We start from the raw sequence: 21,150 nt of genomic DNA on the forward strand, positions 1-21,150 counted from the left end.
CGGCGGCGGGCGGCGGGCCGGCACGTTTGTCGGGCGGGTCGACGGGAACGGCAGCGGGCATGACGAAACCTCGGGTGGTGATCGTGGGAGCCGGGTTCGCCGGTTACCACGCGGCGAAGACGTTGAGCCGGTTGGCCCGCGACCGGGCCGAGATCGTGGTGCTGAACTCCACCGACTACTTCCTCTACCTGCCGCTGCTGCCCGAGGTGGCCGCCGGCGTGGTGGAACCGACCCGGCTCTCGGTGCCGCTGACCGGCACCCTCGACGGGGTGCGGGTGATCGTCGGCGAGGCCGACCGGGTCGACCTGCAGAACCGCTGGGTCGGCTTCACCCAACCGGAGGGCGACCGGGGCAAGCTCGCCTACGACCGGCTGGTCCTCAGCGTCGGCAGCGTCAACAAGCTGCTGCCCATCCCCGGGGTGACCGAGTACGCGCACGGCTTCCGCGGCCTGCCCGAGGCCGTCTACCTGCACGACCACGTGATCCGCCAGATCGAGCTGGCCGAGCAGGCCGAGGACCCGGCCGAGCAGCAGGCCCGGTCCACCTTCGTGGTGGTGGGCGCCGGCTACACCGGCACCGAGGTCGCCGCCATCGGGCAGCTCTTCACCGACGCCCTGCACGCCCAGCGGCCCCGGCTGAACATCCGCCCGCGCTGGCTGCTGCTGGACGTGGCCTCCCGCGTCCTGCCGGAGATGGACCGGCGGATGTCGCAGACCGCCGACCGGGTGCTGCGTCGGCGCGGCGTCGACGTGCGGTTGGGCACCTCGGTCGCCGAGGCCACCGCCGACGGGGTGCGGCTCACCGACGGCGACTACGTCCCCACCTGCACCCTGGTCTGGTGCGTGGGGGTACGCCCCGACCCGTTCGTCGCCGAGCTGGGCCTGCGTACCGAGCGGGGCCGTCTGGTGGTCGACGAGTACCTCACCGTTCCCGGCTTCCCCGAGGTGTACGCCTGCGGCGACGCCGCCGCCGTGCCGGACCTGACCCGGCCCGGGGAGATCTGCGCGATGACCGCGCAGCACGCGCAGCGGCAGGGCAAGCTCGCCGCGCAGAACATCGCCGCCTCCTACGGGCAGGGGCGGCGCAAGCCGTACAAGCACCACGACCTGGGCTGGGTGGTCGACCTGGGTGGCAAGGACGCCGCCGCGAACCCGCTGAAGGTGCCGCTGGCCGGGCTGCCGGCCAAGGCCGTCACCCGCGGCTACCACCTGCTGGCGATGCCCGGCAACCGGGCCCGGGTGGGCGCCGACTGGATTCTCGACGCCGCGCTGCCCCGCTCGGCGACCCAGCTCGGGCTGGTCCCCGCCAACGCGGTGCCGCTGGAGAGCAAGTCGCCGGAGGTGCCGATCCGCCGGTCGTGACGGGACCCCCACGCCGCTGCCCGCCCTTGCGGGCAGCGGCGGCGGCCCCGTGCCGAGGCGGACGGTCAGCCGAGGGTGGCGTCGGTGGCCGGTCGCGCCCCACCCACGAAGGCGTCCAGCGCCGGGCCGTGCAGCACGCCGCCCGGCGTCGGGTCGGCGGCCACCCGGGCGACCAGCCGGCGCACCGGCAGCCGCCCCGGCCGGAGCGCGGCGGCCAGCACCACGTTGCCGTAGCGGCGGCCCCGCAGCATCCGACGGTCGGCCACCAGGCAGACGTCGGCGAAGACGGCCCGGAGCGTGGCCACCTGCACCCGGGTGAAGACCAACGGCGGCAGGTCGGTGACGTTGACCAGGTACAGGCCGTCCGGGCGCAGGGTCCGGGCCACCTCGGTGACGAACTCCACGCCCGCCACGTGCCCCGGCATCCGGGCCGCCCGGTAGACGTCGGCGAGCACCAGGTCGTACCCGCCGGAGGGCGCGGCGGTCACCGCGTCCCGCGCGTCGGCGACCTCGACCCGCACCTGCGCGGGGAGGGGCGGCAGCTCCCGGGCCACCAGATCGACCACCGCGGCGTCCCGCTCGATGACCCGCTGCCCGGAACCGGGGCGGGTCGCCGCGACGTACCGGGGCAGGGTCAGCGCGCCTCCGCCCAGGTGCAGCAGCTCGCACGGCCGCCCCGTCGGCGCCGCCAGGTCGACCAGGGCCGCCATCCGGCGGACGTACTCGAAGTGCAGGTACCGGGGGTCGGCGACGTCCACGTACGACTGGGCGACGCCGCCCGCGAGCAGCGTCCGACCGCTCCGCCGGGCCGGGTCGACGACCAGTTCCAGCCGGTCGTCGGCGGCGCTGTCCATGCCGGCACGCTAACCGACGCCCCGACCACGCCGGGTCGGCGGGCGCACCGCCCGCCGACCCGACCGGTACGGCTCAGCCGCCGGCCATCCCCGCGCCGGCCTCCTCGATCGCGTCGTCGACCCGGTGGGCCAGGTCCACGTCGACCGCGGTGACCGCGTCGGCCCGCCGGCTGCGCACGGTCAGCACCGCGCTGTCCGGGTCGGGGCGACCGATCTGCGGCCCCCGACCGACCTCCTCGCGGAGCAGGTCGAGCCGGTCGAGCACCCGGTTCAGGTTGCTCGGGGGCAGCTCGATGGTCCGCACCAGTGACCGTCGGTCGCTGGACCAGTACGGCAGGTCGTCCAGCGCGTCCCGCAGCTCCTGCTCGGTCAGCGGAGCGGTCGCGCTGCGCGGCCCTACCAGGCCGCCGCCGGGCGCCGACGGCACGAGCAGGTCGCGCAACCCGTCCGGCACGTCCAGCGACTCGATCAGCTCGCCGTCGTGGTCGGCCAGCGCGGCGAGGGTCGCCTCGGCCTGGTAGCGGGCCTGTTCCGGGGTGAGGTTGCTGATCCGGCCGACCTCGGCGAGGAAGCCCGGCAGATCCCGGTGCCGTTCGATGCCGTCGACCGGGACCACGTCGTGCAGCTTCACCGGCACCGCCTCGAGCAGCCGTTGGCGCTCTCCCTCGTCCAGCGCCCAGGCCAGCGCGAGGACGGTCGCCTCCGCGGCCACCTTGGCCGTGGAGAAGTCGACCCCGGCCCGGCGGCCGACGTCGTCGACCAGGGCGCGGTAGCTCATGCGCTGCCCGGTCGGCGCCTCCGGACCCGGATCCGGCAGGGGCCGGGGGGCGGTGGCCACGGCCCTCGACGGCGGCGCCGGGCCGCCCATCGCCGGGTCCGGCTTGTGCCGCCCGGCGGCCGGGGGACCGGCGCGGCGTCCCCGGTCCAGGCTGCTGAGCTGCTTGGAGGCGCTCAGCGAGAGGCCCGCCTCGCTCGGCCGCGTTCCCTGCTCGCGAGCCTGGCGGGCCAGGGTCCGCCGGCGCTGGTTGTCGCCCTCCATCTGCTTGCGCATGGTGCGCACCTCGCTCCCTCGTCGTGGGCACCTCTTCGGCGGTCGCGTTCCCGCCCCCCGTGGGGAGGTAACCGGCCGGAGCCGGCCGCCGAGATCACTCCCGGCGGGTGAGGACCGCTCACCCGAACGCGCCGCACGATCGGGTCGGACCGGAATTCTTCCGAGGCACGCGGAAGGGAAGGTCGTCATGAAGAGGATCGTCGAGATCGTCCCGGCCCGTCCGGGCTGGTACGCCCGGTGGCAGGTCGCCCCGCAGGAGACCCGGTGCTACCCGGTGAGCCTCTGGGCGCTGGTCGAGGAGGCCGACGGCGCGAGCCGCGAGGTGGTCGGGGTGGACTGCGCCGGACAGTGGCCGGGAGCGGACGACAACGAGGCGGGTGGGGAGTTCGTCCGCTACCTGTTCCAGACGCCCGATTCCGGCGCCCCGGACGACGCCGAACCGCCGTCACCGGCCGACCTGCGCGCGACCGGGCCCCGGCTGCAACCGGTCGTGGCCACCTAGACCCTCCTCCCGGCCCCCGACCCCTGGTCCCAGGGTCGGGGGCCACCCCGTCGGGTGGCTCAGGCCGGCCGCGTTGGCGTCGGCGCCAGCGGGGTGGCTCAGCCGGTGGCGCGAGCGTCCTCGGCGCCGGCGCGGCCGACGGCGAGCAGTTCGGCCAGCCCGGTGCGGTCCAGCATCTGTTGCAGGTGCGGGTTGACGCCGGTCAACCGGACCGGGCCGATCCCGGCCCGGCTGATCACCACGAAGGCGCTCAGCCCGGACGAGTCGCACAGCCCGACGCCGCCCAGGTCGATCTCCAGCTCCTGGTAGCCGTCCGCCCGGGCCTGCACGGCGGCCGCGACCAGCTCCGGCGCGGTGTCGAAGTCGAGCTCACCGGTCAGCCGAAGCCGGGCGCGCCCGGCGTCGAGCCGGGTCACCTCGATGATCAGCAGCTGGGAGGGCATGGGTACATGTTTCCAGCCCGGCGCGGCGGGGACACCTCGGGGTTCAGGCGGAGGCGGCCGGCCGGACGGCATCCGCCCCGGGGTGACCGGAGTGCCGGCGGGGCGGCGGACGGTCGAGCAGACCGATGACCCCGGTCATGTCGAGGATGGTGTCCAGGAACCGCGGCGTGGAGCGCAGCCGGATGGCGGTGCCGGTCTGCTGCCCCTCACGCCAGGCGTGCACGATCACGGACAGGCCGGTGCTGTCGATGAAGAGCAGCTCGGCGAAGTCCAGCACGATGACCGGGGGACGCTCGGCCAGCGCCCGGTCGACCTCGTCGCGCAGCGGACCCGAGGTGGTGAACGCGAGGTCGCCGCCGACGAAGATGACCGGCGTCGCCGGGTCCGACCGATCGACGGCCATGCTCAGCGGATTCAGCTCCGGCTTCCTCCCGTGAGGCACCACGATCACGCCTTTCCGCAGGGCTGCCGGTCGGGCAGGGACTTTTCGGGATCGTAACAACCCCCACCGCAACCCGCTCGGGGCGCGAGGACGGTCACCGGTCCGGGCGTGGGGTGGCGGTACCGGCACACCGGCGTAGGGTGGGGCGAAGGGATTGGAACACAGCGACCGTTTCCGCCGCAGCGCGGGTGTCGACATGAGGAGTGGGGCTCAGCTGGTGACTGCCGCCGACGTCAGGGGATCGGACCCGGGCGACGGACGGATCTCCACCCCGAGTGCCGCACGAGTTCCGGCGTGGTCGTCCGACGCCGCCGGCCGGCCCTCCGCCGCGCTGCCGCCACTGGCCCCCGACCAAGGTCGCCCCGAGCCCGACTGGTCGGAGGTCGTCGAACACTTCCGTGAGGGCCTGGTCGTCTGCGACGCCGACGGCGTCGTACGTCACCTCAGCCCGGTCGCCGAGCGGCTGCTACCCGAGGTGGTGCCCGGCCGGCCCCTCGCCGCGGCGGGCATCGGCGAGCTGGCCGCCGACGGCGACTCCGCCGGGTTCAGCCACCGCGGCCGCCGGCTGCGGGTCCGCCGCGTCCCGCTCTCCGGCGCCCGCAGCTGCCGCTACGTCGAGGACGTCACCGACAGCGTCAGCGGCGCCGACGCGCTGCTCGCCGAGCGGGCCCGCTCGGCCTTCCTCGCGGTCGTCGGCGAGAAGCTCGGCAACCCGCTGCACCCCGACCGGGCCGCCGCCGCGGTGGTCCGCCTGGCCGTCCCCACCCTGGCCGAGGTCGCGGTCCTGGTGCTCGCCCCCCGTTCCGGCCGGGCCCGCTGGTGGCGGGCCACCCGCGCCGACGACGATGCGCCCGCGGTGGACAGCGGGATGCTCTCCGCGACGGCGCTGCCCTCGGCGATCGCCGAGGGGCTCTCCGGCGCCGAGCCGCACGCGGTGGACTGGCTGGTCGAGCAGGCCGTGGAGGCCGGCTGGCTGCCCGGGCTGGGGAGCCACGAGATCACCGCCCGGGTGGTGCCGCTGCCCGGCCGGGACACCCCGGCCGGTGTGCTGCTGGTCGCCCGGCGCTCCACCCGCTGGTACGACTCCCACGACGTCGACCTGGTGCGGGCCTTCGCCGCCCGGGCCGGCGCGGCGCTCACCACCGCCATGCTCTACCGGGACCAGGCCGAGGTGGCCGACACCCTCCAGGCGAGCCTGCTGCCGGTCGAGCCGGTGACGGTCTCCGGCGTCCAGTGGGGTACGGCGTACCGGCCGGCGCAGGCGAGCCTGCGCATCGGCGGCGACTTCTACGGCTCGCACCGGCTGCCCGACGGCGGATCGGTGTTCTTCCTCGGTGACGTCTCCGGCAAGGGCGTGGAGGCGGCGGTCTTCACCGGGCAGTTGCGCCAGTGCCTGCAGGCGCTGCACCGGGTGGAGTCGCACCCCGCGCGCCTGCTCAAGCTCCTCAACGACGCCCTGTTGGAGACCACCCAGGCGCACGGCCAGGGCCGCTTCGCCACCATGGTGCTCGGCGTGGTGCGCCCGCAGCGCGACGGCGGCCTGACCCTGACCATGGCCGGCGGCGGTCACCTGCCGCCGCTGGTGCTGCGCAACTCCGGCGAGGTCGAGACGGTGCCGCTGAGCGGCATGCTGATCGGCGTGGTGCCGGACCCGCGGATCGGCGAGGCGACGGTACGCCTCGCACCGGGCGAGACCTGCCTGCTCTACAGCGACGGGGTGACCGAGGCGCGGGGCGGCCGGCGCGGCGACGAGCAGTTCGGCCCCGAACGGCTGGTCCACGCGGTCACCGATTGCCACCGGGTGCCAGCGCCGGCCCTGGCCGAGCGGGTCGAGCAGGTCACCTGCGACTGGCTCGCCCAGGGCGACCACGACGACATCGCGGTGCTCGCCTTGCGGGCCACCGGCCACGGCGGTCGTCCGCCGCGACACCTGCACGCCGTGCCCACCCCGGGTCGGCCGGCTGAGGAGACGGAGATCCGATCGTGACCGCCCCGACCACCGAGACCGACGCGGCCCAGGCGTACCACGCCTTCCTGGCGGCCCTGGCCGACGCCGACGAGTACGCGGCCGTCGACGTCGCCGTCCGGCTGCTCGACGCCGGTGTGCCGGCGGAGCGGGTGCTGCTCGACCTGGTGGCGCCGGCGCAGACCGAGGTGGGCGAGCGGTGGGCGCGCAACGAGTGGAGCGTCGCCCAGGAGCACGCCGCGACGCACATCAGCGAGCGGGTGGTGGCGGCCGTCGCCGCGCACGTCAACCCGCGGCCCACCCGCGGGCGGGTGGTGGTGGCCTGCATGGACGGCGAGTGGCACGCCCTGCCGCCCCGACTGGTGGCCGAGGTGCTGCGGCTGCGCGGGTGGCAGGTGACCTTCCTCGGGGCGAGCGTGCCCGCCGCCCATCTGGTGTCGTACCTGCACCGGCACGACGCGCACGCGGTCGCGCTGGCCTGCGCGCTGCCGATGCGGCTGCCGCACGCGCACCGCATGATCGAGGCCTGCCGCCGCTCCGACGTACCCGTGGTCGTGGGGGGTCGCGGGTTCGGCGTCGACGGCCGGTGGGCGCGCCGGCTCGGGGTGGCCTGGGCGCCGAACGCCCCCGCCGCAGCCGACCTGGTCGCCGACGAGCGGGCGTTGCGCCGGGTCCGGCCGGCGGACCTGCCGCACCTGGCCGACGACGAGTACGCCAGCCTGGTCAAGCGGCGCGGCGAGCTGATCGACTCCGCCCTGGCGGACCTGCGGGAGCGGGTGCCGGCGGTCAACGACTACACCCCGGCGCAGCTCGACTCCACCGTCAGCGACCTCGGTTACATCGTGGATTTCCTCGCCGCCGCGCTCTACGTCGACGACAGCTCCCTGTTCACCGAGTTCGTCGGGTGGCTGGCGGCCATCCTGACCAGTCGTGGGGTGCCCGCGGTCGCGGTCGGCCGGAGCCTGGGCCACTATCATCAGGTGCTGCGCGACTTTCCCCGCGCGGCGCGGTTCCTGGCGGACGGCGAAGCTGAGGTCGCGGGCCTGCGCCGCGACGTCCACCGCTGATCCCCGGGGCGCGCTCCCCGATCCACCCCCTGCGTATACTTGCACCACTGCAAGGATCGGCCCTGCGGTGGAGCGGGAGGGACGACGTTGACGTTCACCGTCACGCAGGCCGAGCGGGCCGACGGCGGGGTGTGCCTGCTGCTCGCCGGCGAGTTGGACCTGAACACCGCCGGGCGGCTCAACGACGAGATCGACCGGCTCGCCGCCGATGGTGTGCGACGCCTGCTGCTGGACCTCAGCGACCTGACCTTCTGCGACTCGACCGGCATCGCGGCGTTCGTCCGCGGGGACAACCGGGCCGCCGCCGATGGCGGGTGGCTGCGGGTGACCGGCGCGACCGGTCGGGTGGACCGGGTCCTCCAGGTCACCGGGCTGGCCGACGTGCTGATCTACCAACCGGACCACGCCGACCCGGCATCGTCGTCCGGTCGTTGATCGACTAGATTTCCCCGCCAACGGGTGACCGCGCGGTCCACCCTTCGCCGACACGAGGCAGGATTAATCCCCATGGGTCAAGGCACGCCGAACCCCGTCCGCATCCTGGTGGTGGACGACGACCCGGGCGACGTCCTGATGATCGAGGAGGCGCTCGCGGACTCCGAGATCGACAAGGTCATCGACGTGGTCAGCGACGGCCAGGAGGCGATGGAGTTCCTGCGCCGGGTGGGCCGGCACACCGAGGCCCGGCGACCCGACGTGATCCTGCTCGACCTGAACATGCCCCGGATGGACGGCCGTCAGGTGCTCGGCGAGGTCAAGCAGGACGAGGACCTGCGTACGATCCCGATCGTCGTGCTGACCACCTCGAACGCCGACACCGACATCGTCGGCAGCTACACCCTCCAGGCCAACGCGTACGTGACCAAGCCGATCGACCTGGACGACTTCAACGACGTGGTGCGCCGCATCGACGAGTTCTTCGGCCGCGTGGTGGTGCTGCCCAAGCGCACCTGAGCCGTCGCCTCAGTTGCTGAACATTTTTCCCGAAGCTCCTCGACGGCGGTCGGCAGCCGCGAGGATCGAGTTGGGGAAAGACGTACCAGCTGCCTGGGGGGCGACAGTATGAGGTTCTCCGTCGTTGAAACCGGCTACGACCAGCGGCAGGTGGATTCCTGCCTCGACGAGCTCGGTGTCCGACTGACCCGGTTGGCGCGGCGCGCGGAGATCGCCGCCGGCGCCGGCCGGGACTGGGACCAGATCCGGCAGGAGGCCAGCGTGCTCCGCGGCCTGGTGGACCGGCAGGGCGCGCCGGTCGACGGTGACGACGCCGCCGCCCGGGCGGCGCAGACCGAACGGGAGGCGGCGAAACTCCTCGCCCAGGCCCGCGGTGAGCTGGAAGCGGCGCGCGAGGAGGCCCGCCTGGTCCGTGAGCGGGTGTACGCGGAGGCCGTCCGCGCCCGCCGTGAGTTCGAGGCGACGCTGCACGAGCGGCGGCGCCGGGAGGCCCGGGTGGACCAGATCCTCGCCGGGGCGGCCGACGGGGCGGTGGCGGTGGACACCCCCACCGCGGCGGCCGCGGCGCCCGGCGGGGTCCCGGCGACGCGGGTCGCGGCCGGCGCCGACGAGGTGGCGGTCGAGCGGCCGGAGCCGGGCACCCGGGTGGCCTGAGCCGGCGGCCGGCTCAGCGCAACGCCTCGACCACCCGGGTGGCGCGCGCCTCGTGCTTGGCGTACGCGCCGGGGTAGGCGGAGATCTGCACCGCCTGGGCGGCTTCGGTGACGCTGAGTCGCTGCCAGCCGGGGATCTCGGCGAGCGCGGCGTAGAACACCCGGGCGGCGTACGCCGGGCGCATCAGCTGCGCCACCGTGCCCCAACCGCTGCTCGGCCGCTGCTGGAACAGTCCGAGCGAGTCGTGGTCGGCGCCGCTGCCCTGGTGCGGGTGGTCGGACGACTCGGGCAGCACGTCGCTGGCGAGGTTGTGCAGGTTGCTCTCCTGCATCGCGGTGGCCACGGCGACCACCAGGCCGCGCTTCGGCATGCCCAGGTCGCCACCGACGTCGACGATCACCTTGGCGTTGTCCATCTGGGTCTGGGTGAGGCCGGCGACCGGTCGGGGCCGCGCCGGCCGGCGGGGCGGCTTCCGGGTGGCGGACGGGCTCGGGCTGGCGGTGGGTACGGGGGACACCGGCACGGCCAGCGGCGACGCGCCCCGGTCCAGGGCACGCGAGGCGCGCTGCTCCGCCGTGGCCCGGTCGGCCAGGGCCTCGCCGACCGGCTCGGCGCGCTGTCCCACCCCCGCCTGCGCGCCGGCGACCGCCACCAGGCCCAGGCAGCAGCTCACGCCGCAGGCCAGGGCGACCCGCGCCGGGGTCGAGGCCAGCCGGGCGCGGCGGGCGCGCCGGGGTGGCTCCGGGGCGCGGTGCCGGCCGATCCGCCGTTCGCCCGATGCCGCATCGGCCGGACGGGCGGCCGCGTGGGCGGGGGTCAGCTGCTGTTCGGGGGAGTTGTCGGGATGCACCCGCCGAGGCTAGAAAGCTTCCCGCTCGTTGCCATCGGGGTGATTGGTGGCATGCGCCACAATCTGCCCGGATCGGCGCGGCCATATCCCCCCGACATATGATCAAAGGGATTGTCCTCGCTATTACTTTTTTTGCCTTTATATCCTTTTTGGTGGAACGAATGAGACGGGGCGCCGCGCTTCGTTGGGAGAGGTGGCACCTCCACCGATCGGTGGAGCGCCGGTGGCCGTACCGCCGAGGGGTTCCCCGTCCGGGCGGCGGACGACCATGGTGGATCGCGCCCCGGGCGCCCACCACCCAGCGGCTCGGTACGATGCGGACGGTGACCGAGATCATGACCGACGAGCCCGCCCGCGCCGACGCGGGCCGCTCCGGTGACCGGCGCGGACTGGTCGTCGTCCTGCTCGCCGTGCTCCTCGCGCTGCTGCTGGTCGGTCACCGCGTCATACCGAACGTGCACGGCCTGGGCAGCCTCGTGGACAGCGCCAGCCCGCTGCTCGGCCTCGGCGTGCCGCTGCTCGCCCTCGCCGCGCTGCTGCGCCGCTCCCGGCGCGCGCTGCTGGCCGTCCTGCTGCCTACCATCGCGTGGGGCCTGCTCCACGGCGGCGCCTGGCTCCCCCCGGCCACCGGCGGGGGCCCCACCGGAATCCGCGTGGCCAGCCAGAACCTGCGCGCCGGCAACCCCGACCCGGGCGCCACCCTGACCCCCCTGGTGGAAGCCGGCGCCGACCTCATCGGCTTGCAGGAGGTCGACGGTGGCGGTCCCGCCGCCCCCGGGCTGCGCGAGCGCTACCCGCACCGCGCCGCGGTCTCCACCGTCGCGCTCTGGAGCCGGTACCCGATCCGGGACTCCACCGGTGTGGACACCGGTCTCGGCTGGACCAGGGCGCTGCGGGCCGTCGTCGCCACCCCGCGCGGAGACCTGGTGGTCTACGTCGCCCACCTCGGCTCGGCCCGGGCGGGGGACACCGCCACCCGCGACGACAGCCTGCGCTCGCTGGCCCGCACGGTCCGCGCCGACCGCGCCGACCGGCTGGTGGTCCTCGGCGACCTCAACACCGCCACCACCGACCGGGTCTTCCGCCCGCTCACCGACCTGCTGCGTGACGCGCAGGCCGATGCCGGCCAGGGCTTCGGTTTCACCTGGCCCTCCCCGGTGCCGCTGACCCGGCCGGACCACGTCCTCTACCGGGGGCTCACCCCGACCACCGCCGGGGTGCTGCGCACCCCGGACAGCGACCACCGTGCGGTGACCGCCGGTTTCCGCTGGTAGGCGGCAAGGTCAGCGCCGACCGTTCTCCGCCGGGGTGACCGTCAGCCGGTGCCGGCTGGCGTCGCCGCTGGAGAAGGGCCAGAGCCGGTCGGCGTGCTCCACCAGGTCGGCCAGCTGTTCCCGGCTCAGCCCCGCGGAGGAGATGGACGCGTGCACGTCGGCCCGGTAGCGGCCGTCCTCGTCCCGGCCCAACCTCGCCTCGGCGGTCACCTGCACCGTGTGCGCCTCATCGGTGATCTCCCCGGCCGCCTCGACCGCCGCGTGGTGCAGGCAGGAGGCGAAGGCGGCGGCGAGCAGTTGCTCCGGCCTGAGCCCGGTGCAGTGTGGCGCCAACGGAGACGCCAGCGCGGTGGACAGGCCACCGTCCTTGGTGCGTACGTGACCGCCGGCAGCGGTCGCGGTGGCCTCTTTCAGCCAGGAACTCGGATCCGGCATCGCGTTCCTCCCGTCACTCACCGGCTGGCGTTCCCGACCTCGACCGGGTGAAACGCCGGTCAGGCCGGGCCGGCGCGGGACCAGTCGTCCAGGGCGACCGCCTCCGTCACCTCGGTGGCGGCCCGTTCGGTCCACAGCGAGGTTGGTGCGCTGCGCTGCCGGGGCACCGACGCCAGCATCGGGACGTACACCCGGGCGTCGACCGCCTCGGCGAGCAGCAGCGCGGCCATCAGGCTGGTCGGCCGGCGCAGCGGGTCCTCGTCCAGGCAGCGGTGGCACAGGTCGGCCACCTCCGGCGGCAGCCCGTCGACCGGCGGCAGCGGCTCCGGGGTCACCCGCCGGCGGGCACCCACCAGCTGGGTGGCGGTGGTCCCGGCCGCGTACGGCAGCCGCCCGGTGAGGCAGTAGTAGAGGAGCACGCCGAGGGCGTACATGTCGGCGGCCGGGGTGGCCGGCTGCCGGTCGAACTGCTCCGGGGCCAGGTACGCCGGGGTGCCCAGCACCATCCCCTCGGGGCTGTGGTCGGGCGCGCCGGCCGGAGTCGCGATGCCGAAGTCCAGCACCTTCACCCCGGACGGGGTCAGCATGACGTTGGCCGGCTTGACGTCGCGATGCACGATGCCGTGCGCGTGGGCGGCGGCCAGCGCCGCCGCCACCTCGGCGCAGACCCGTACCCCGATCCGCCAGTCGAGCGGCCCGGCCCGCAGGTGCTCGGCGAGCGTCTCGCCCTCGGCCAGCTCCATCACGATGTACGGCGCCTCGCGTCCGGGCAACGTGGACGCGGTGCCGAAGTCGTGCACGCTGGCCACGTTGGGGTGCACCAGCCGGGCGGCGGAGCGCGCCTCGGTGCGGATCCGCTCCACCGAGGTCTCCTCGCCCTGGTTCCCCGGGGACATCAGCTTCACCGCGACCGGCCGGTCCAGCACCACGTCGTGCGCGCGCCACACCTCCGACATGCCGCCCATGCCGATGCGCTGCTCGAGCTCGTACCGCCCGGCCAGCGTCCTCATCGACCCGCTCCCGTCCATGTCGTCGGCGTCGCCCGGTGTGCCACGGGCGCCTTCGACGCGGTACCCGGCCTCCGATCAGGGCAAACCGGAGCGGTCGACGCGGGGCGGGCCCGAGGTGCGGTAACTTGCCAGCCAGGACGTCCGGTCGGCCCCGCACCGGCGGGACAGCGGCGAGGAGGGGCACGGGGATGGCCGAGGTGACCGTACGCTTCGTCGGCGGGCCCGCCGACGACCTGGTCCGGGCGGTGCCGGCCGACCCCGACGGCGACCCGCCCGCGCACTGGGTGATGCGCCATCCCGACGGCGGCGCGCCGCCCGGTGGGGCCGGGCCGGACCACCTCTACGCCCGGGACCGCCGGGACGGCACCGGGGTGTGGACCATGCGCTTCGTGCGCACCTACCCGCTGGGAGCCGGCGAGTAGCCCGACCGGTCCCTCCGTCGCCCACAGCTGGTACACAGGAGGCGCACAGACAGGCGACAGTGAGCAGGCCCACGATGGGGGCATGGTGACCGACGGGCAGACCATGCAGAACCGGATCGAGCTGCGCCGTCCGGACGGCGGGCCCGTCCGGGTGCTCGTGGTCGACGACGAGCCGACGCTGACCGACCTGCTCTCCATGGCGCTGCGCTACGAGGGCTGGCAGGTGCGCAGCGCGGGCAGCGGGATGGCGGCGCTGAGCGCCGCCCGGCAGCTCCAGCCGGACGTGGTGGTGCTCGACGTGATGCTGCCCGACCTGGACGGCTTCCAGGTGCTGCGCCGGCTGCGCGAGCAGGCCCCGACGGTGCCGGTGCTCTTCCTGACCGCCCGGGACGCCGTCGAGGAGCGCATCGCCGGGCTGACCGTCGGCGGCGACGACTACGTCACCAAGCCGTTCAGCCTGGAGGAGGTCATCGCCCGGCTGCGCGCCCTGCTGCGCCGCTCCGGCTTCGCGGTGGCCACCCGGGAGGACGCGGTGCTCACCGTCGGCGACCTCAGCCTGGACGAGGAGAGCCACGAGGTGCGCCGCGGCAGCGAGCTGATCACCCTCACCGCGACCGAGTTCGAGCTGCTGCGTTACCTGATGCGCAACCCGCGCCGGGTGCTGAGCAAGGCGCAGATCCTCGACCGGGTCTGGAACTACGACTTCGGCGGGCAGGCCAACGTGGTCGAGCTCTACATCTCGTACCTGCGCAAGAAGATCGACGCGGGACGGGCGCCGATGATCCACACGCTGCGTGGGGCCGGCTATGTCCTCAAGCCGGCGGACTGACGCCGGCCGGCTGCGGTCCTGGCTGGCCCGCCGGTCGCTGCGCACCCGGCTGGTCGCCGCGGTGGTGGCGCTGCTCGCCCTGGTCAGCATCGCCATCGGCGGCCTGACCACGGTGGCGCTGCGCCACTTCCTCATCGCCCAGATCGACAACCAGCTCACCCTCGGCGGTCGCCGGCAGGGCGACCCGCCGCCCTGGTACCGGCAGTTCGCCGAGCGGCAGTGGACCGACGACCGGTGGGCGCCGGAACCCCCGCCCGGCTTCCCGCCGGACTCGATCGCCGCGATGACTGCCGACGGCGAGGTCGTCTCCGCGCGGATCCGCAGCACCACCGGCCCCGCGGAGGCGCTGCCGGTGGGCGACCTGGCCGAACTGACCCGGCTGCCCACCGACGGCCGGCCGCGCGGCGTCGACCTCGGCGACCGGGGCGACTACCGCGCGGTGGCCCGGCAGATGGGCGACGGACAGGTCCTCGTCGTCGCGATCCCTCTCGCCGGGGTGCAGCAGACGGTCTGGTGGATGATCGCCGCCCAGGCCGGCGTCGCCACCGCCGGCCTGCTCGTCGCCGGCGGCCTGGGCGCGCTGATCGTCCGGGCCACCCTGCGCCCGCTGAACCGGGTCGCCGCCACCGCCGTCCGGGTCGCCGAGCTCCCGCTGGACCGGGGCGAGGTGGCCCTGTCGGTGCGGGTGCCGGCGGGGGACACCGACCCCCGCACCGAGGTCGGCCAGGTGGGGGCGGCGCTCAACCGGATGCTGGGCCACGTCGCCGCCGCGCTCGCCGCCCGGCAGGCCAGCGAGACCCGGGTACGCCAGTTCGTCGCCGACGCCAGCCACGAGCTGCGCACCCCGCTGGCGGCGATCCGCGGCTACGCCGAGGTGGCCCGACGCGGCCGGGACCGGGTGCCGCCGGACGTGGCGCACGCGCTGCGCCGGGTCGAGGCGGCGAGCACCCGGATGACCAGCCTCGTCGACGACCTGCTGCTGCTCGCCCGGCTCGACTCCGGCCGGCCGCTCGTGGCAGAGCCGGTCGACCTCACCGCGTTGGTCATCGACGCGGTCAGCGACGCCCACGTCGCCGGCCCCGAGCACCGGTGGCAGCTCGACCTGCCCGACGAGGCGCTCGACGTGCCCGGCGACGCCGTCCGGCTGCACCAGGTGGTGGCGAACCTGCTGACCAACGCGCGGGTGCACACCCCGCCCGGCACGACGGTGACCACCCGCCTGGCCCGGGCGCCCGGCGGGGTGGAGATCAGCGTGACCGACGACGGCCCTGGCGTCCCACCGGAGTTGCAGGGCGAGGTCTTCGAACGGTTCGCCCGGGGGGACAGCTCGCGCTCGCGGGAACACGGCAGCACCGGCCTCGGCCTGGCCATCGTCGCGGCGGTGGTGGAGGCCCACCACGGCGCCGTGCGGGTGGAGAGCCGGCCCGGCCGCACCGTGTTCACCGTGCGGCTGCCGGATCCCCCAGCGCAGGCACGGCCGTGAGGGGTGAAGGTCGCCGGGCGTGGCAGGCTGGGCGGCGTGTACCGGGAACGTCGCGCCGCCCTGCCGGGCGCCGTGCTCTGGACCAGCGTCAGCACCGGCGGGCCGGTCCGGGTGCTTCCCGACGGCTGCCTGGACCTGCTCTGGTCCAGCCGGTCCGGGCTGCTGGTGGCCGGACCGGACCGCACCGCCCACGTGAGCGCCGGCACGCCGGGGGAGCGGTGGCTGGGGCTGCGGCTGCCGCCGGGGACCGGCCCGGCGGTCTTCGGGGTACCCGCCGGGGAGCTGCGGGACCGCCGGATCCCGCTGGACGCGCTCTGGGGCCGGGCCGCCGACGAGGTCGCCGAGCGACTGGGTGACCGCCCGACCGCCGGGGCGTTGGAGGCGGTCGCCGCCGCCCGGCTCAGCGCCGCCGGCGGCCCCGACCCGCTCGGGTCGCGGGTCGCCGCGCTCCTCGACGCCGGCGTCTCCGTCACCGCGACCGCCGCCGAGGTCGGCCTCGGCCCGCGCGCCCTGCACCGGCGCAGCCTGGCCCTCTTCGGGTACGGCCCGAAGACCCTCGCCCGGATCCTGCGGATGCGGCGCGCGGTCGCCCTCGCCCGGGCCGGGGTCCCGCTGGCCGAGGCGGCCGCCCGCAGCGGCTACGCCGACCAGGCGCACCTGACCCGTGACGTCCGCGAGCTGGCCGGGGTGCCGCCGAGCAAACTGCTGGCCGGCTGACCCCCCGGCGGTGCGGGCCGGCCGATCCGCTGGCGGGGTGGTGCGGGCCGGCCGATCCGCTGGCTGGGTGCCGGCCGGCTGACCCGTCGGCGGGGTGCCTGCCTGCCGGCCCTGGCGTCACCGGTCGTCCCGGCGATCTGATCCACGGTGCTGCGCTCCGGGGCGGATACCTGTTGTGGACGCTTTAGAGCTGATGACGTAGACGAATCACGGGCCTGCCGGACCGTCGGCAAGGCGGGCCCACCCCAACCGGGGCGCGGAGACCGACGGATGAGTCATCTACGTCATCAGCTCTAAAGGCCGAACACCGGACGACCGCACCCTCCGCCCGCGCTGCCCGGCGGAGACCGCACCGGCGTCCTGCAGCGTCCATTCGGCGCCCCTGCCCGGCCGCGCCCGTCCGGGTGCCGCCTGCCTGGCAACGCCTGCCTGGCAGGCCCGCTTGGGGCTGCAGGCCGGACACCGCCTGTCCGGTGCGGGGCGGGCAGGGTCGGCCGCAGGCGACCCCGCCGCCGCGCCGCGCCGCGCCCCCGGCCACCGTGACCGGCCGTCACCCGGCGTCGAGGGGGGCGTACAGGTCGACGCCGTTGCCGTCGGGGTCGTGCAGCACCGCGTAGCGCTGCCCCCAGAAGGCGTCCCACGGCGGCAGCTCGCCGTGGAAGCCGGCCCCGGTCAGCTCGGCCCAGGTCCGGTCCACCTCGGCCGGGTCCGCGCAGCGGAAGGCGAGACCGGTCCGGGGGCTGCCGGTCGGTGCCGTCCAGTGCGGGTGGAAGGTGCGGATCATCGCCACGTCGTCCCAGGCCAGCCGGAGGCCCCCGGGCAGGGTGACCTCCACGTGGGCCTCGGAGTCGGCCTCGGCCGGGATGTCCAGCCCGAGGCGGCGGTAGAAGTCGAGGCTGCGGGCCATGTCGGTGACCGCGATGCCGATGAGGTCGAAGCGAGGTGCCATGGCGTCACGGTAGGCGGCCCGGGCGGACCGGTCTTGAACGGAACGGACGTAGGCCGCAGTCGCCGTGTGGGCCGCACGGTCAGCCCCGGCGGCGTACGGTGTCAAAGGAACAAGTCCGGCTTAACGGGTCGAAAGCCGCATAAGGGTCCCCGTTTCACGGCCGGTCGACGACGGCGAGGGAAGGGAGCGGTCGGTGATGCACCTGGCCTACCTGGACGCGGGATCCGGCAGCCTGATCGTGCAGGCGGTGGTCGGTGGGGCCGCGGGAGCGGCGGTCGCCGCCAAGCTCTACTGGCGTCGCCTCGTCACCCGGTTCCGCCGGCAGCCCAGCGACCCGGTCGGGGCCGCGCCGGGCGGCCAGCAGCAGCGCCAGTCCGCCGACACCTGATCCGGCGCAGACCGCCGATGACGACCTCCGACGCCCGGCTCCGGGCCGAGCCCGGCTCCTTCCGTGACCCGGCCAACCGGGTCTTCCACGCTGGCGACCAGGTGTTGCGCGGGCTCGGCCGGCAGGCCGCCGCCGACTGGCGGGCCCTGTCCGCCGCCGACTTCTTCACCGCCCTGCTGGCCGAGGGAAAGGTCTGCGGCACCACGCCGGTCGACCCGGCCACGCTGCCCGACACCGGCTGGACCACCGTGCTGCGCCACGAACGCATCCCGTTCGTCTCCCACCCGTACGAGTGGTCCTTCACCATGCTGCAAGACGCGGCGCTGCTGCACCTGGAGATCCTGCGCCGGGCGCTGCCCGCCGGCTTCACCCTGAAGGACGGTTCGGCGTACAACCTCCAGTGGCGGGGCGCCGGCCCGGTCTTCATCGACGTCGGCTCCTTCGAGCCGGCGCGCGACGGCGAACCCTGGGCCGGGTACCGCCAGTTCTGCCAGACCCTGCTCTATCCGCTGCTCCTCCAGGCCCACCTGGGCCTGGACTTCCAGCCCTGGCTGCGGGCCCGGGTCGACGGCATCGAGCCCGACCAGATGCGCCGGCTCTTCGGCGGTACCCGCCGGCTGCTGCCCGGAGTCCTCACCCACGTGCACCTGCACGGCGCCATGCAGGCCCGCAACGCCCGGTCCAGCACGGCCGACGTGCGGGCCCAACTGCGGGCCGCCGGCTACTCCCGGGACCTGGCCCTGGCCACCGTACGGGGCATCGAGAAGCTGGTGCGGCGGCTGGACCGGCGCGCCGACGGCAGCCACTGGGTGGACTACCAGCGCACCTGCGGCTACACCGCGCAGGACCGGGCGGAGAAGGAACGGTTCGTCGAGGCGGCGCTGGCCGTCGCCGGGACGCCCCGGCTCGTGCTCGACCTCGGCGCCAACGACGGCCGGTACGCCCGCATCGCCGCCCGGCACGCCGCGCAGGTGGTCGCCGTCGAGCAGGACCCGGCCGTGGTGGACACCCTCTACCGGGCGCTGCGCGACGCCGGGGAACGGCGGATCCTGCCGCTGGTGATGGACCTCGCCGACCCGTCGCCCGGCGGCGGCTGGCGGGGCGTCGAACGGGCCAGCTTCGCCGCCCGGGCCCGGGCCGACGTGGTGCTCGCCCTCGCCGTGGTGCACCACCTGGCCATCGGGTGCAACGTGCCGCTGCCGGCGGTGCTCGACCAGCTCGTCGCGTACGCCCGGCCGGGCGGGCGGCTGGTGGTGGAGTTCGTCCACCCGGAGGACGCCATGGCGCGGCGGCTGCTGGCGAACAAGCCGGACGGGCTCTTCCCCCGCTACCGCCGAGAGGAGTTCGAGCGGCTGCTGGCGGCGCGCTGCCGGATCGACCGTCGCACCGACCTGCCGTCGGGCACCCGCACGCTGTACGAGGCGGTGGTGGGTGGCTGAACGCACCCGCACACCCCCACCGCAGCTGCGTCAGCAGGCCCCGGCCCCCGTACCGCGCGCCGAGCGCCACGCCGAGCTGCGCCGGCTGCTGGAGGTGGCCGCGCTGGTCGGACTGGTGGTCACCCAACCGCTGCTCGACGTGCTCGGACGCAGCCCGGACTTCTTCCTCTTCCACCGGGCCGGCGCCGGGGAGATCCTGCTGCTGGTGGCGATGATCGCGGTCCTGCCCACGCTGGCCGTCACCCTGCTCGGCCTGGCCACCCGGCTGGCCGGCCCCCGGGTCCGGGCGGCGACGCACACCGCCCTGCTCGGGCTGCTGCTGGCCGCGCTGGCCGTCCAGGTCGGCCGGCACACCACGCCGCTGCGGGGCGTACCCCTGCTGCTGGTCGCGGTCGTGGCGGGCGCGGCCGGTGCCGCCGCGCACCGGCGCTGGCCGGCCCTCGGCCGGGTGCTGCGGGTCGCCGCCGTCGGGCCGCCGGTCTTCGTCGTCCTCTTCCTGGTCGCCTCGCCCGCCTCGGCGGTGGTGCTGCCCCGCGCGGCCGGGGGCGCCGCCGGCGTGGCCGGGCCGGGGTCGCACCCGCCGGTGGTCATGGTCGTCCTGGACGAGCTGCCGCTGGTCTCCCTGCTCGGCCCGGACGGCCGGATCGACGCCACCCGCTACCCGCACTTCGCCGAGCTGGCCGCCGGCTCCACCTGGTACCGCAACGCCACCGGGGTGAGCGGCTGGACCCCGTACGCGCTGCCGGCGATGCTCACCGGCCGCTACCCGGCCAAGGCGTCCGCCCCGCACTACTCGCAGCATCCGGACAACCTCTTCACCGCCCTCGGCGGCCTGTACGACATCCGCGCCCAGGAGAGCATCACCCGGCTCTGCCCACCCAGCCGCTGCGACCAGCCGACCAGCCCGGAGCAGGGGCTCGGGGTGCTGGTGCGGGAGAGCGGCCGGCTGCTCGGCCAGCTGGCGGCCCCGGTGGAGAGCCGGATCGACCCGCAGCAGACGTACCGGGAGCGCACCCGCGCCGAGGTGGGCCTGGACGCCGCCGAGCCGGTCCCGGTCGACCCGAAGTTCCGCTGGGACAACCTCGAGGAGAACCAACCGGCCCGGTTCACCAGCTTCCTCGCCGGCCTGCGCCCGTCGGACCGACCCACGCTGCACTTCCTGCACCTGCTGATGCCGCACGCGCCCTGGGTCCACCTGCCCTCGGGCGCCCGCTACGTCGCGCCGGCCGACCTGCCCAACGACGGCCCCGGCTGGGTCGAGCTGGCCCGTGCCCGGCACCTCGCCCAACTGCGGTACACCGACCGGCTGGTCGGTGAGATGCTGCGGACCCTGCGCGCCACCGGCCTGTACGACGAATCCCTGATCCTGCTCACCGCCGACCACGGGGTCAGCTTCACCCGGGACTGGCAGGGCCGGGGCCGGGACGCGCTCACCCACGCCGCCGGCGAGGTGGCCTGGGTGCCGATGTTCGTCAAGGAGCCCGGGCAGCGCGCCGGCCGCACCGACGACCGCAACTGGGAGCACGTCGACCTGCTGCCCACCATCGCCGACGCGGTGCACGTCCGGATCCCCTGGGCGACCGACGGCCGCTCCGCCGCGCAGGCTCCCCGGCAACGGGCCGAGAAGACCTTCTTCGACCGGCCGGGCCAGCCACTGACCCTGCGCGGCGGGGTGCCGGCCCGCCCGCCGGATCCCGTCCCGCATCCGCTGGTCGGCACCGCCGTCGGCGACGTCCCCACCGGCGGCACCGCCCGGGTGGCGAACCTGGCCGCGTTCCGGGCCGTCGACCCGGCCACCGGCGACCTGCCGGCCCTGGTCTGGGGCACGGTGCCGGCGGAGGTGCCGGACGGCACCACGCTGGCGGTCGCGGTCAACGGCACGGTCGGCGCGGTCGTGCCGGTGGTGCCCCGGGACCGCGGGGGGCGCCGCTTCGCCGCCCTGCTCGCCGACGACCACCTGTTCCGCGCCGGCGCGAACCGGCTGGACCTCTACCGGGTCGCCACCGACGGCTCGCTGCGCCGCCTCGCGCTCGACTGACCCGGCGGCGGCCCCGCCGCCC

23 protein-coding genes are annotated in these 21,150 nt (G+C 75.4%); 15 read left to right on the forward strand and 8 right to left on the reverse strand.

Going from position 1 to position 21,150, the window contains the following annotated elements:
* The first annotated feature begins 59 nt into the window (after window positions 1–59).
* Window positions 60–1,361, forward strand: a complete 1,302-nt coding sequence (locus V6U79_RS04365; RefSeq protein ID WP_334525874.1) for an NAD(P)/FAD-dependent oxidoreductase — start codon at window positions 60–62, stop codon at window positions 1,359–1,361.
* Window positions 1,362–1,426: 65 nt separating this feature from the next.
* Here the strand turns inward: V6U79_RS04365 and V6U79_RS04370 are convergent, their stop codons facing one another.
* Together V6U79_RS04370 and V6U79_RS04375 are read right to left on the reverse strand one after the other, a co-directional pair.
* Window positions 1,427–2,215, reverse strand: coding sequence for a spermidine synthase (locus V6U79_RS04370; RefSeq protein WP_334613573.1), 789 nt, complete (start codon window positions 2,213–2,215; stop codon window positions 1,427–1,429).
* A gap of 73 nt (window positions 2,216–2,288) precedes the next feature.
* Complete coding sequence (locus V6U79_RS04375; protein WP_334525880.1) at window positions 2,289–3,266, reverse strand: DUF2267 domain-containing protein; 978 nt, start codon at window positions 3,264–3,266, stop codon at window positions 2,289–2,291.
* Between the two features lie 187 nt (window positions 3,267–3,453).
* On the opposite strand from V6U79_RS04375, the gene V6U79_RS04380 reads away from it, so the two are divergent.
* On the forward strand, window positions 3,454–3,768 hold the full coding sequence (locus tag V6U79_RS04380; RefSeq protein WP_334525883.1) for a hypothetical protein: 315 nt from the start codon (window positions 3,454–3,456) through the stop codon (window positions 3,766–3,768).
* A 98-nt stretch (window positions 3,769–3,866) separates the two neighbouring features.
* Here the strand turns inward: V6U79_RS04380 and V6U79_RS04385 are convergent, their stop codons facing one another.
* A complete protein-coding gene (locus tag V6U79_RS04385; RefSeq protein WP_334525886.1) occupies window positions 3,867–4,211 on the reverse strand; it encodes an STAS domain-containing protein in 345 nt (114 codons plus the stop codon).
* A gap of 43 nt (window positions 4,212–4,254) precedes the next feature.
* Window positions 4,255–4,614, reverse strand: coding sequence for an STAS domain-containing protein (locus V6U79_RS04390; protein WP_334613574.1), 360 nt, complete (start codon window positions 4,612–4,614; stop codon window positions 4,255–4,257).
* 235 nt (window positions 4,615–4,849) lie between these two features.
* Here V6U79_RS04390 and V6U79_RS04395 point away from each other — a divergent pair, with 235 nt between their 5' ends.
* The 5 genes from V6U79_RS04395 (at window position 4,850) to V6U79_RS04415 (ending at window position 9,294) form a co-directional block, all read left to right on the forward strand.
* Window positions 4,850–6,640: a PP2C family protein-serine/threonine phosphatase gene (locus V6U79_RS04395; protein ID WP_442933742.1), complete on the forward strand. Its 1,791-nt coding sequence runs from the start codon at window positions 4,850–4,852 to the stop codon at window positions 6,638–6,640.
* Window positions 6,637–7,686, forward strand: coding sequence for a cobalamin B12-binding domain-containing protein (locus tag V6U79_RS04400; protein WP_334613575.1), 1,050 nt, complete (start codon window positions 6,637–6,639; stop codon window positions 7,684–7,686). The genes V6U79_RS04395 and V6U79_RS04400 overlap by 4 nt, the downstream gene beginning before the upstream one ends.
* An 87-nt stretch (window positions 7,687–7,773) precedes the next feature.
* Complete coding sequence (locus V6U79_RS04405; protein ID WP_334525898.1) at window positions 7,774–8,121, forward strand: STAS domain-containing protein; 348 nt, start codon at window positions 7,774–7,776, stop codon at window positions 8,119–8,121.
* Between the two features lie 72 nt (window positions 8,122–8,193).
* On the forward strand, window positions 8,194–8,640 hold the full coding sequence (locus V6U79_RS04410; RefSeq protein ID WP_334525901.1) for a response regulator: 447 nt from the start codon (window positions 8,194–8,196) through the stop codon (window positions 8,638–8,640).
* A gap of 108 nt (window positions 8,641–8,748) precedes the next feature.
* On the forward strand, window positions 8,749–9,294 hold the full coding sequence (locus V6U79_RS04415) for an ATPase (RefSeq protein WP_334525904.1): 546 nt from the start codon (window positions 8,749–8,751) through the stop codon (window positions 9,292–9,294).
* A 13-nt stretch (window positions 9,295–9,307) separates the two neighbouring features.
* Here the strand turns inward: V6U79_RS04415 and V6U79_RS04420 are convergent, their stop codons facing one another.
* A complete protein-coding gene (locus tag V6U79_RS04420; protein WP_334613576.1) occupies window positions 9,308–10,144 on the reverse strand; it encodes a hypothetical protein in 837 nt (278 codons plus the stop codon).
* Between the two features lie 323 nt (window positions 10,145–10,467).
* Here V6U79_RS04420 and V6U79_RS04425 point away from each other — a divergent pair, with 323 nt between their 5' ends.
* Entirely contained in the window at window positions 10,468–11,418 is a 951-nt protein-coding gene (locus V6U79_RS04425; protein WP_334613578.1) for an endonuclease/exonuclease/phosphatase family protein, read from the forward strand.
* Between the two features lie 9 nt (window positions 11,419–11,427).
* On the opposite strand, the gene V6U79_RS04430 is transcribed toward V6U79_RS04425, so the two are convergent.
* On the reverse strand, window positions 11,428–11,853 hold the full coding sequence (locus tag V6U79_RS04430) for an OsmC family protein (RefSeq protein ID WP_334525912.1): 426 nt from the start codon (window positions 11,851–11,853) through the stop codon (window positions 11,428–11,430).
* Between the two features lie 59 nt (window positions 11,854–11,912).
* Window positions 11,913–12,863, reverse strand: coding sequence for a serine/threonine-protein kinase (locus tag V6U79_RS04435; RefSeq protein WP_334525915.1), 951 nt, complete (start codon window positions 12,861–12,863; stop codon window positions 11,913–11,915).
* Window positions 12,864–13,051: 188 nt separating this feature from the next.
* On the opposite strand from V6U79_RS04435, the gene V6U79_RS04440 reads away from it, so the two are divergent.
* From V6U79_RS04440 to V6U79_RS04455, 4 genes are all read left to right on the forward strand, one after another.
* A complete protein-coding gene (locus V6U79_RS04440; RefSeq protein ID WP_334525918.1) occupies window positions 13,052–13,285 on the forward strand; it encodes a DUF8847 domain-containing protein in 234 nt (77 codons plus the stop codon).
* 82 nt (window positions 13,286–13,367) lie between these two features.
* Window positions 13,368–14,114: a response regulator transcription factor gene (locus V6U79_RS04445; protein WP_334525921.1), complete on the forward strand. Its 747-nt coding sequence runs from the start codon at window positions 13,368–13,370 to the stop codon at window positions 14,112–14,114.
* Entirely contained in the window at window positions 14,092–15,597 is a 1,506-nt protein-coding gene (locus tag V6U79_RS04450; protein WP_334613580.1) for a sensor histidine kinase, read from the forward strand. The genes V6U79_RS04445 and V6U79_RS04450 overlap by 23 nt, the downstream gene beginning before the upstream one ends.
* A gap of 36 nt (window positions 15,598–15,633) precedes the next feature.
* Complete coding sequence (locus V6U79_RS04455) at window positions 15,634–16,314, forward strand: helix-turn-helix domain-containing protein (protein WP_334525928.1); 681 nt, start codon at window positions 15,634–15,636, stop codon at window positions 16,312–16,314.
* Window positions 16,315–16,864: 550 nt separating this feature from the next.
* Here V6U79_RS04455 and V6U79_RS04460 read toward each other — a convergent pair.
* Window positions 16,865–17,263 (reverse strand): VOC family protein, encoded by a 399-nt coding sequence (locus V6U79_RS04460; protein ID WP_334613581.1) that lies wholly within the window; start codon window positions 17,261–17,263, stop codon window positions 16,865–16,867.
* Window positions 17,264–17,456: 193 nt separating this feature from the next.
* On the opposite strand from V6U79_RS04460, the gene V6U79_RS04465 reads away from it, so the two are divergent.
* The 3 genes from V6U79_RS04465 to V6U79_RS04475 are packed head-to-tail and all read left to right on the forward strand — an operon-like array spanning window position 17,457 to window position 21,128.
* Window positions 17,457–17,651, forward strand: coding sequence for a hypothetical protein (locus tag V6U79_RS04465; protein WP_334613858.1), 195 nt, complete (start codon window positions 17,457–17,459; stop codon window positions 17,649–17,651).
* A gap of 17 nt (window positions 17,652–17,668) precedes the next feature.
* Complete coding sequence (locus V6U79_RS04470; protein ID WP_334613582.1) at window positions 17,669–19,090, forward strand: class I SAM-dependent methyltransferase; 1,422 nt, start codon at window positions 17,669–17,671, stop codon at window positions 19,088–19,090.
* Window positions 19,083–21,128: a sulfatase-like hydrolase/transferase gene (locus tag V6U79_RS04475; protein WP_442933743.1), complete on the forward strand. Its 2,046-nt coding sequence runs from the start codon at window positions 19,083–19,085 to the stop codon at window positions 21,126–21,128. Before V6U79_RS04470 ends, V6U79_RS04475 begins: the two co-directional genes overlap by 8 nt.
* The last annotated feature ends 22 nt before the right edge of the window (window positions 21,129–21,150 follow it).

The organism is Micromonospora psammae, from assembly GCF_036902725.1.
Taxonomy (GTDB): Bacteria; Actinomycetota; Actinomycetes; order Mycobacteriales; family Micromonosporaceae; genus Micromonospora.

What these genes read in the sequence shown, in the direction of transcription:
- V6U79_RS04410 (WP_334525901.1), top strand. Translation starts at nt 8,194, where the DNA reads ATGGGTCAAGGCACGCCGAACCCCGTCCGCATCCTGGTGGTGGACGAC.
- V6U79_RS04370 (WP_334613573.1), bottom strand. Translation starts at nt 2,215, where the DNA reads ATGGACAGCGCCGCCGACGACCGGCTGGAACTGGTCGTCGACCCGGCC.
- V6U79_RS04365 (WP_334525874.1), top strand. Translation starts at nt 60, where the DNA reads ATGACGAAACCTCGGGTGGTGATCGTGGGAGCCGGGTTCGCCGGTTAC.
- V6U79_RS04375 (WP_334525880.1), bottom strand. Translation starts at nt 3,266, where the DNA reads ATGCGCAAGCAGATGGAGGGCGACAACCAGCGCCGGCGGACCCTGGCC.
- V6U79_RS04460 (WP_334613581.1), bottom strand. Translation starts at nt 17,263, where the DNA reads ATGGCACCTCGCTTCGACCTCATCGGCATCGCGGTCACCGACATGGCC.
- V6U79_RS04450 (WP_334613580.1), top strand. Translation starts at nt 14,092, where the DNA reads ATGTCCTCAAGCCGGCGGACTGACGCCGGCCGGCTGCGGTCCTGGCTG.
- V6U79_RS04415 (WP_334525904.1), top strand. Translation starts at nt 8,749, where the DNA reads ATGAGGTTCTCCGTCGTTGAAACCGGCTACGACCAGCGGCAGGTGGAT.
- V6U79_RS04390 (WP_334613574.1), bottom strand. Translation starts at nt 4,614, where the DNA reads ATGGCCGTCGATCGGTCGGACCCGGCGACGCCGGTCATCTTCGTCGGC.
- V6U79_RS04445 (WP_334525921.1), top strand. Translation starts at nt 13,368, where the DNA reads ATGGTGACCGACGGGCAGACCATGCAGAACCGGATCGAGCTGCGCCGT.
- V6U79_RS04440 (WP_334525918.1), top strand. Translation starts at nt 13,052, where the DNA reads ATGGCCGAGGTGACCGTACGCTTCGTCGGCGGGCCCGCCGACGACCTG.
- V6U79_RS04385 (WP_334525886.1), bottom strand. Translation starts at nt 4,211, where the DNA reads ATGCCCTCCCAGCTGCTGATCATCGAGGTGACCCGGCTCGACGCCGGG.
- V6U79_RS04395 (WP_442933742.1), top strand. Translation starts at nt 4,850, where the DNA reads ATGAGGAGTGGGGCTCAGCTGGTGACTGCCGCCGACGTCAGGGGATCG.
- V6U79_RS04435 (WP_334525915.1), bottom strand. Translation starts at nt 12,863, where the DNA reads ATGAGGACGCTGGCCGGGCGGTACGAGCTCGAGCAGCGCATCGGCATG.
- V6U79_RS04380 (WP_334525883.1), top strand. Translation starts at nt 3,454, where the DNA reads ATGAAGAGGATCGTCGAGATCGTCCCGGCCCGTCCGGGCTGGTACGCC.
- V6U79_RS04430 (WP_334525912.1), bottom strand. Translation starts at nt 11,853, where the DNA reads ATGCCGGATCCGAGTTCCTGGCTGAAAGAGGCCACCGCGACCGCTGCC.
- V6U79_RS04470 (WP_334613582.1), top strand. Translation starts at nt 17,669, where the DNA reads ATGACGACCTCCGACGCCCGGCTCCGGGCCGAGCCCGGCTCCTTCCGT.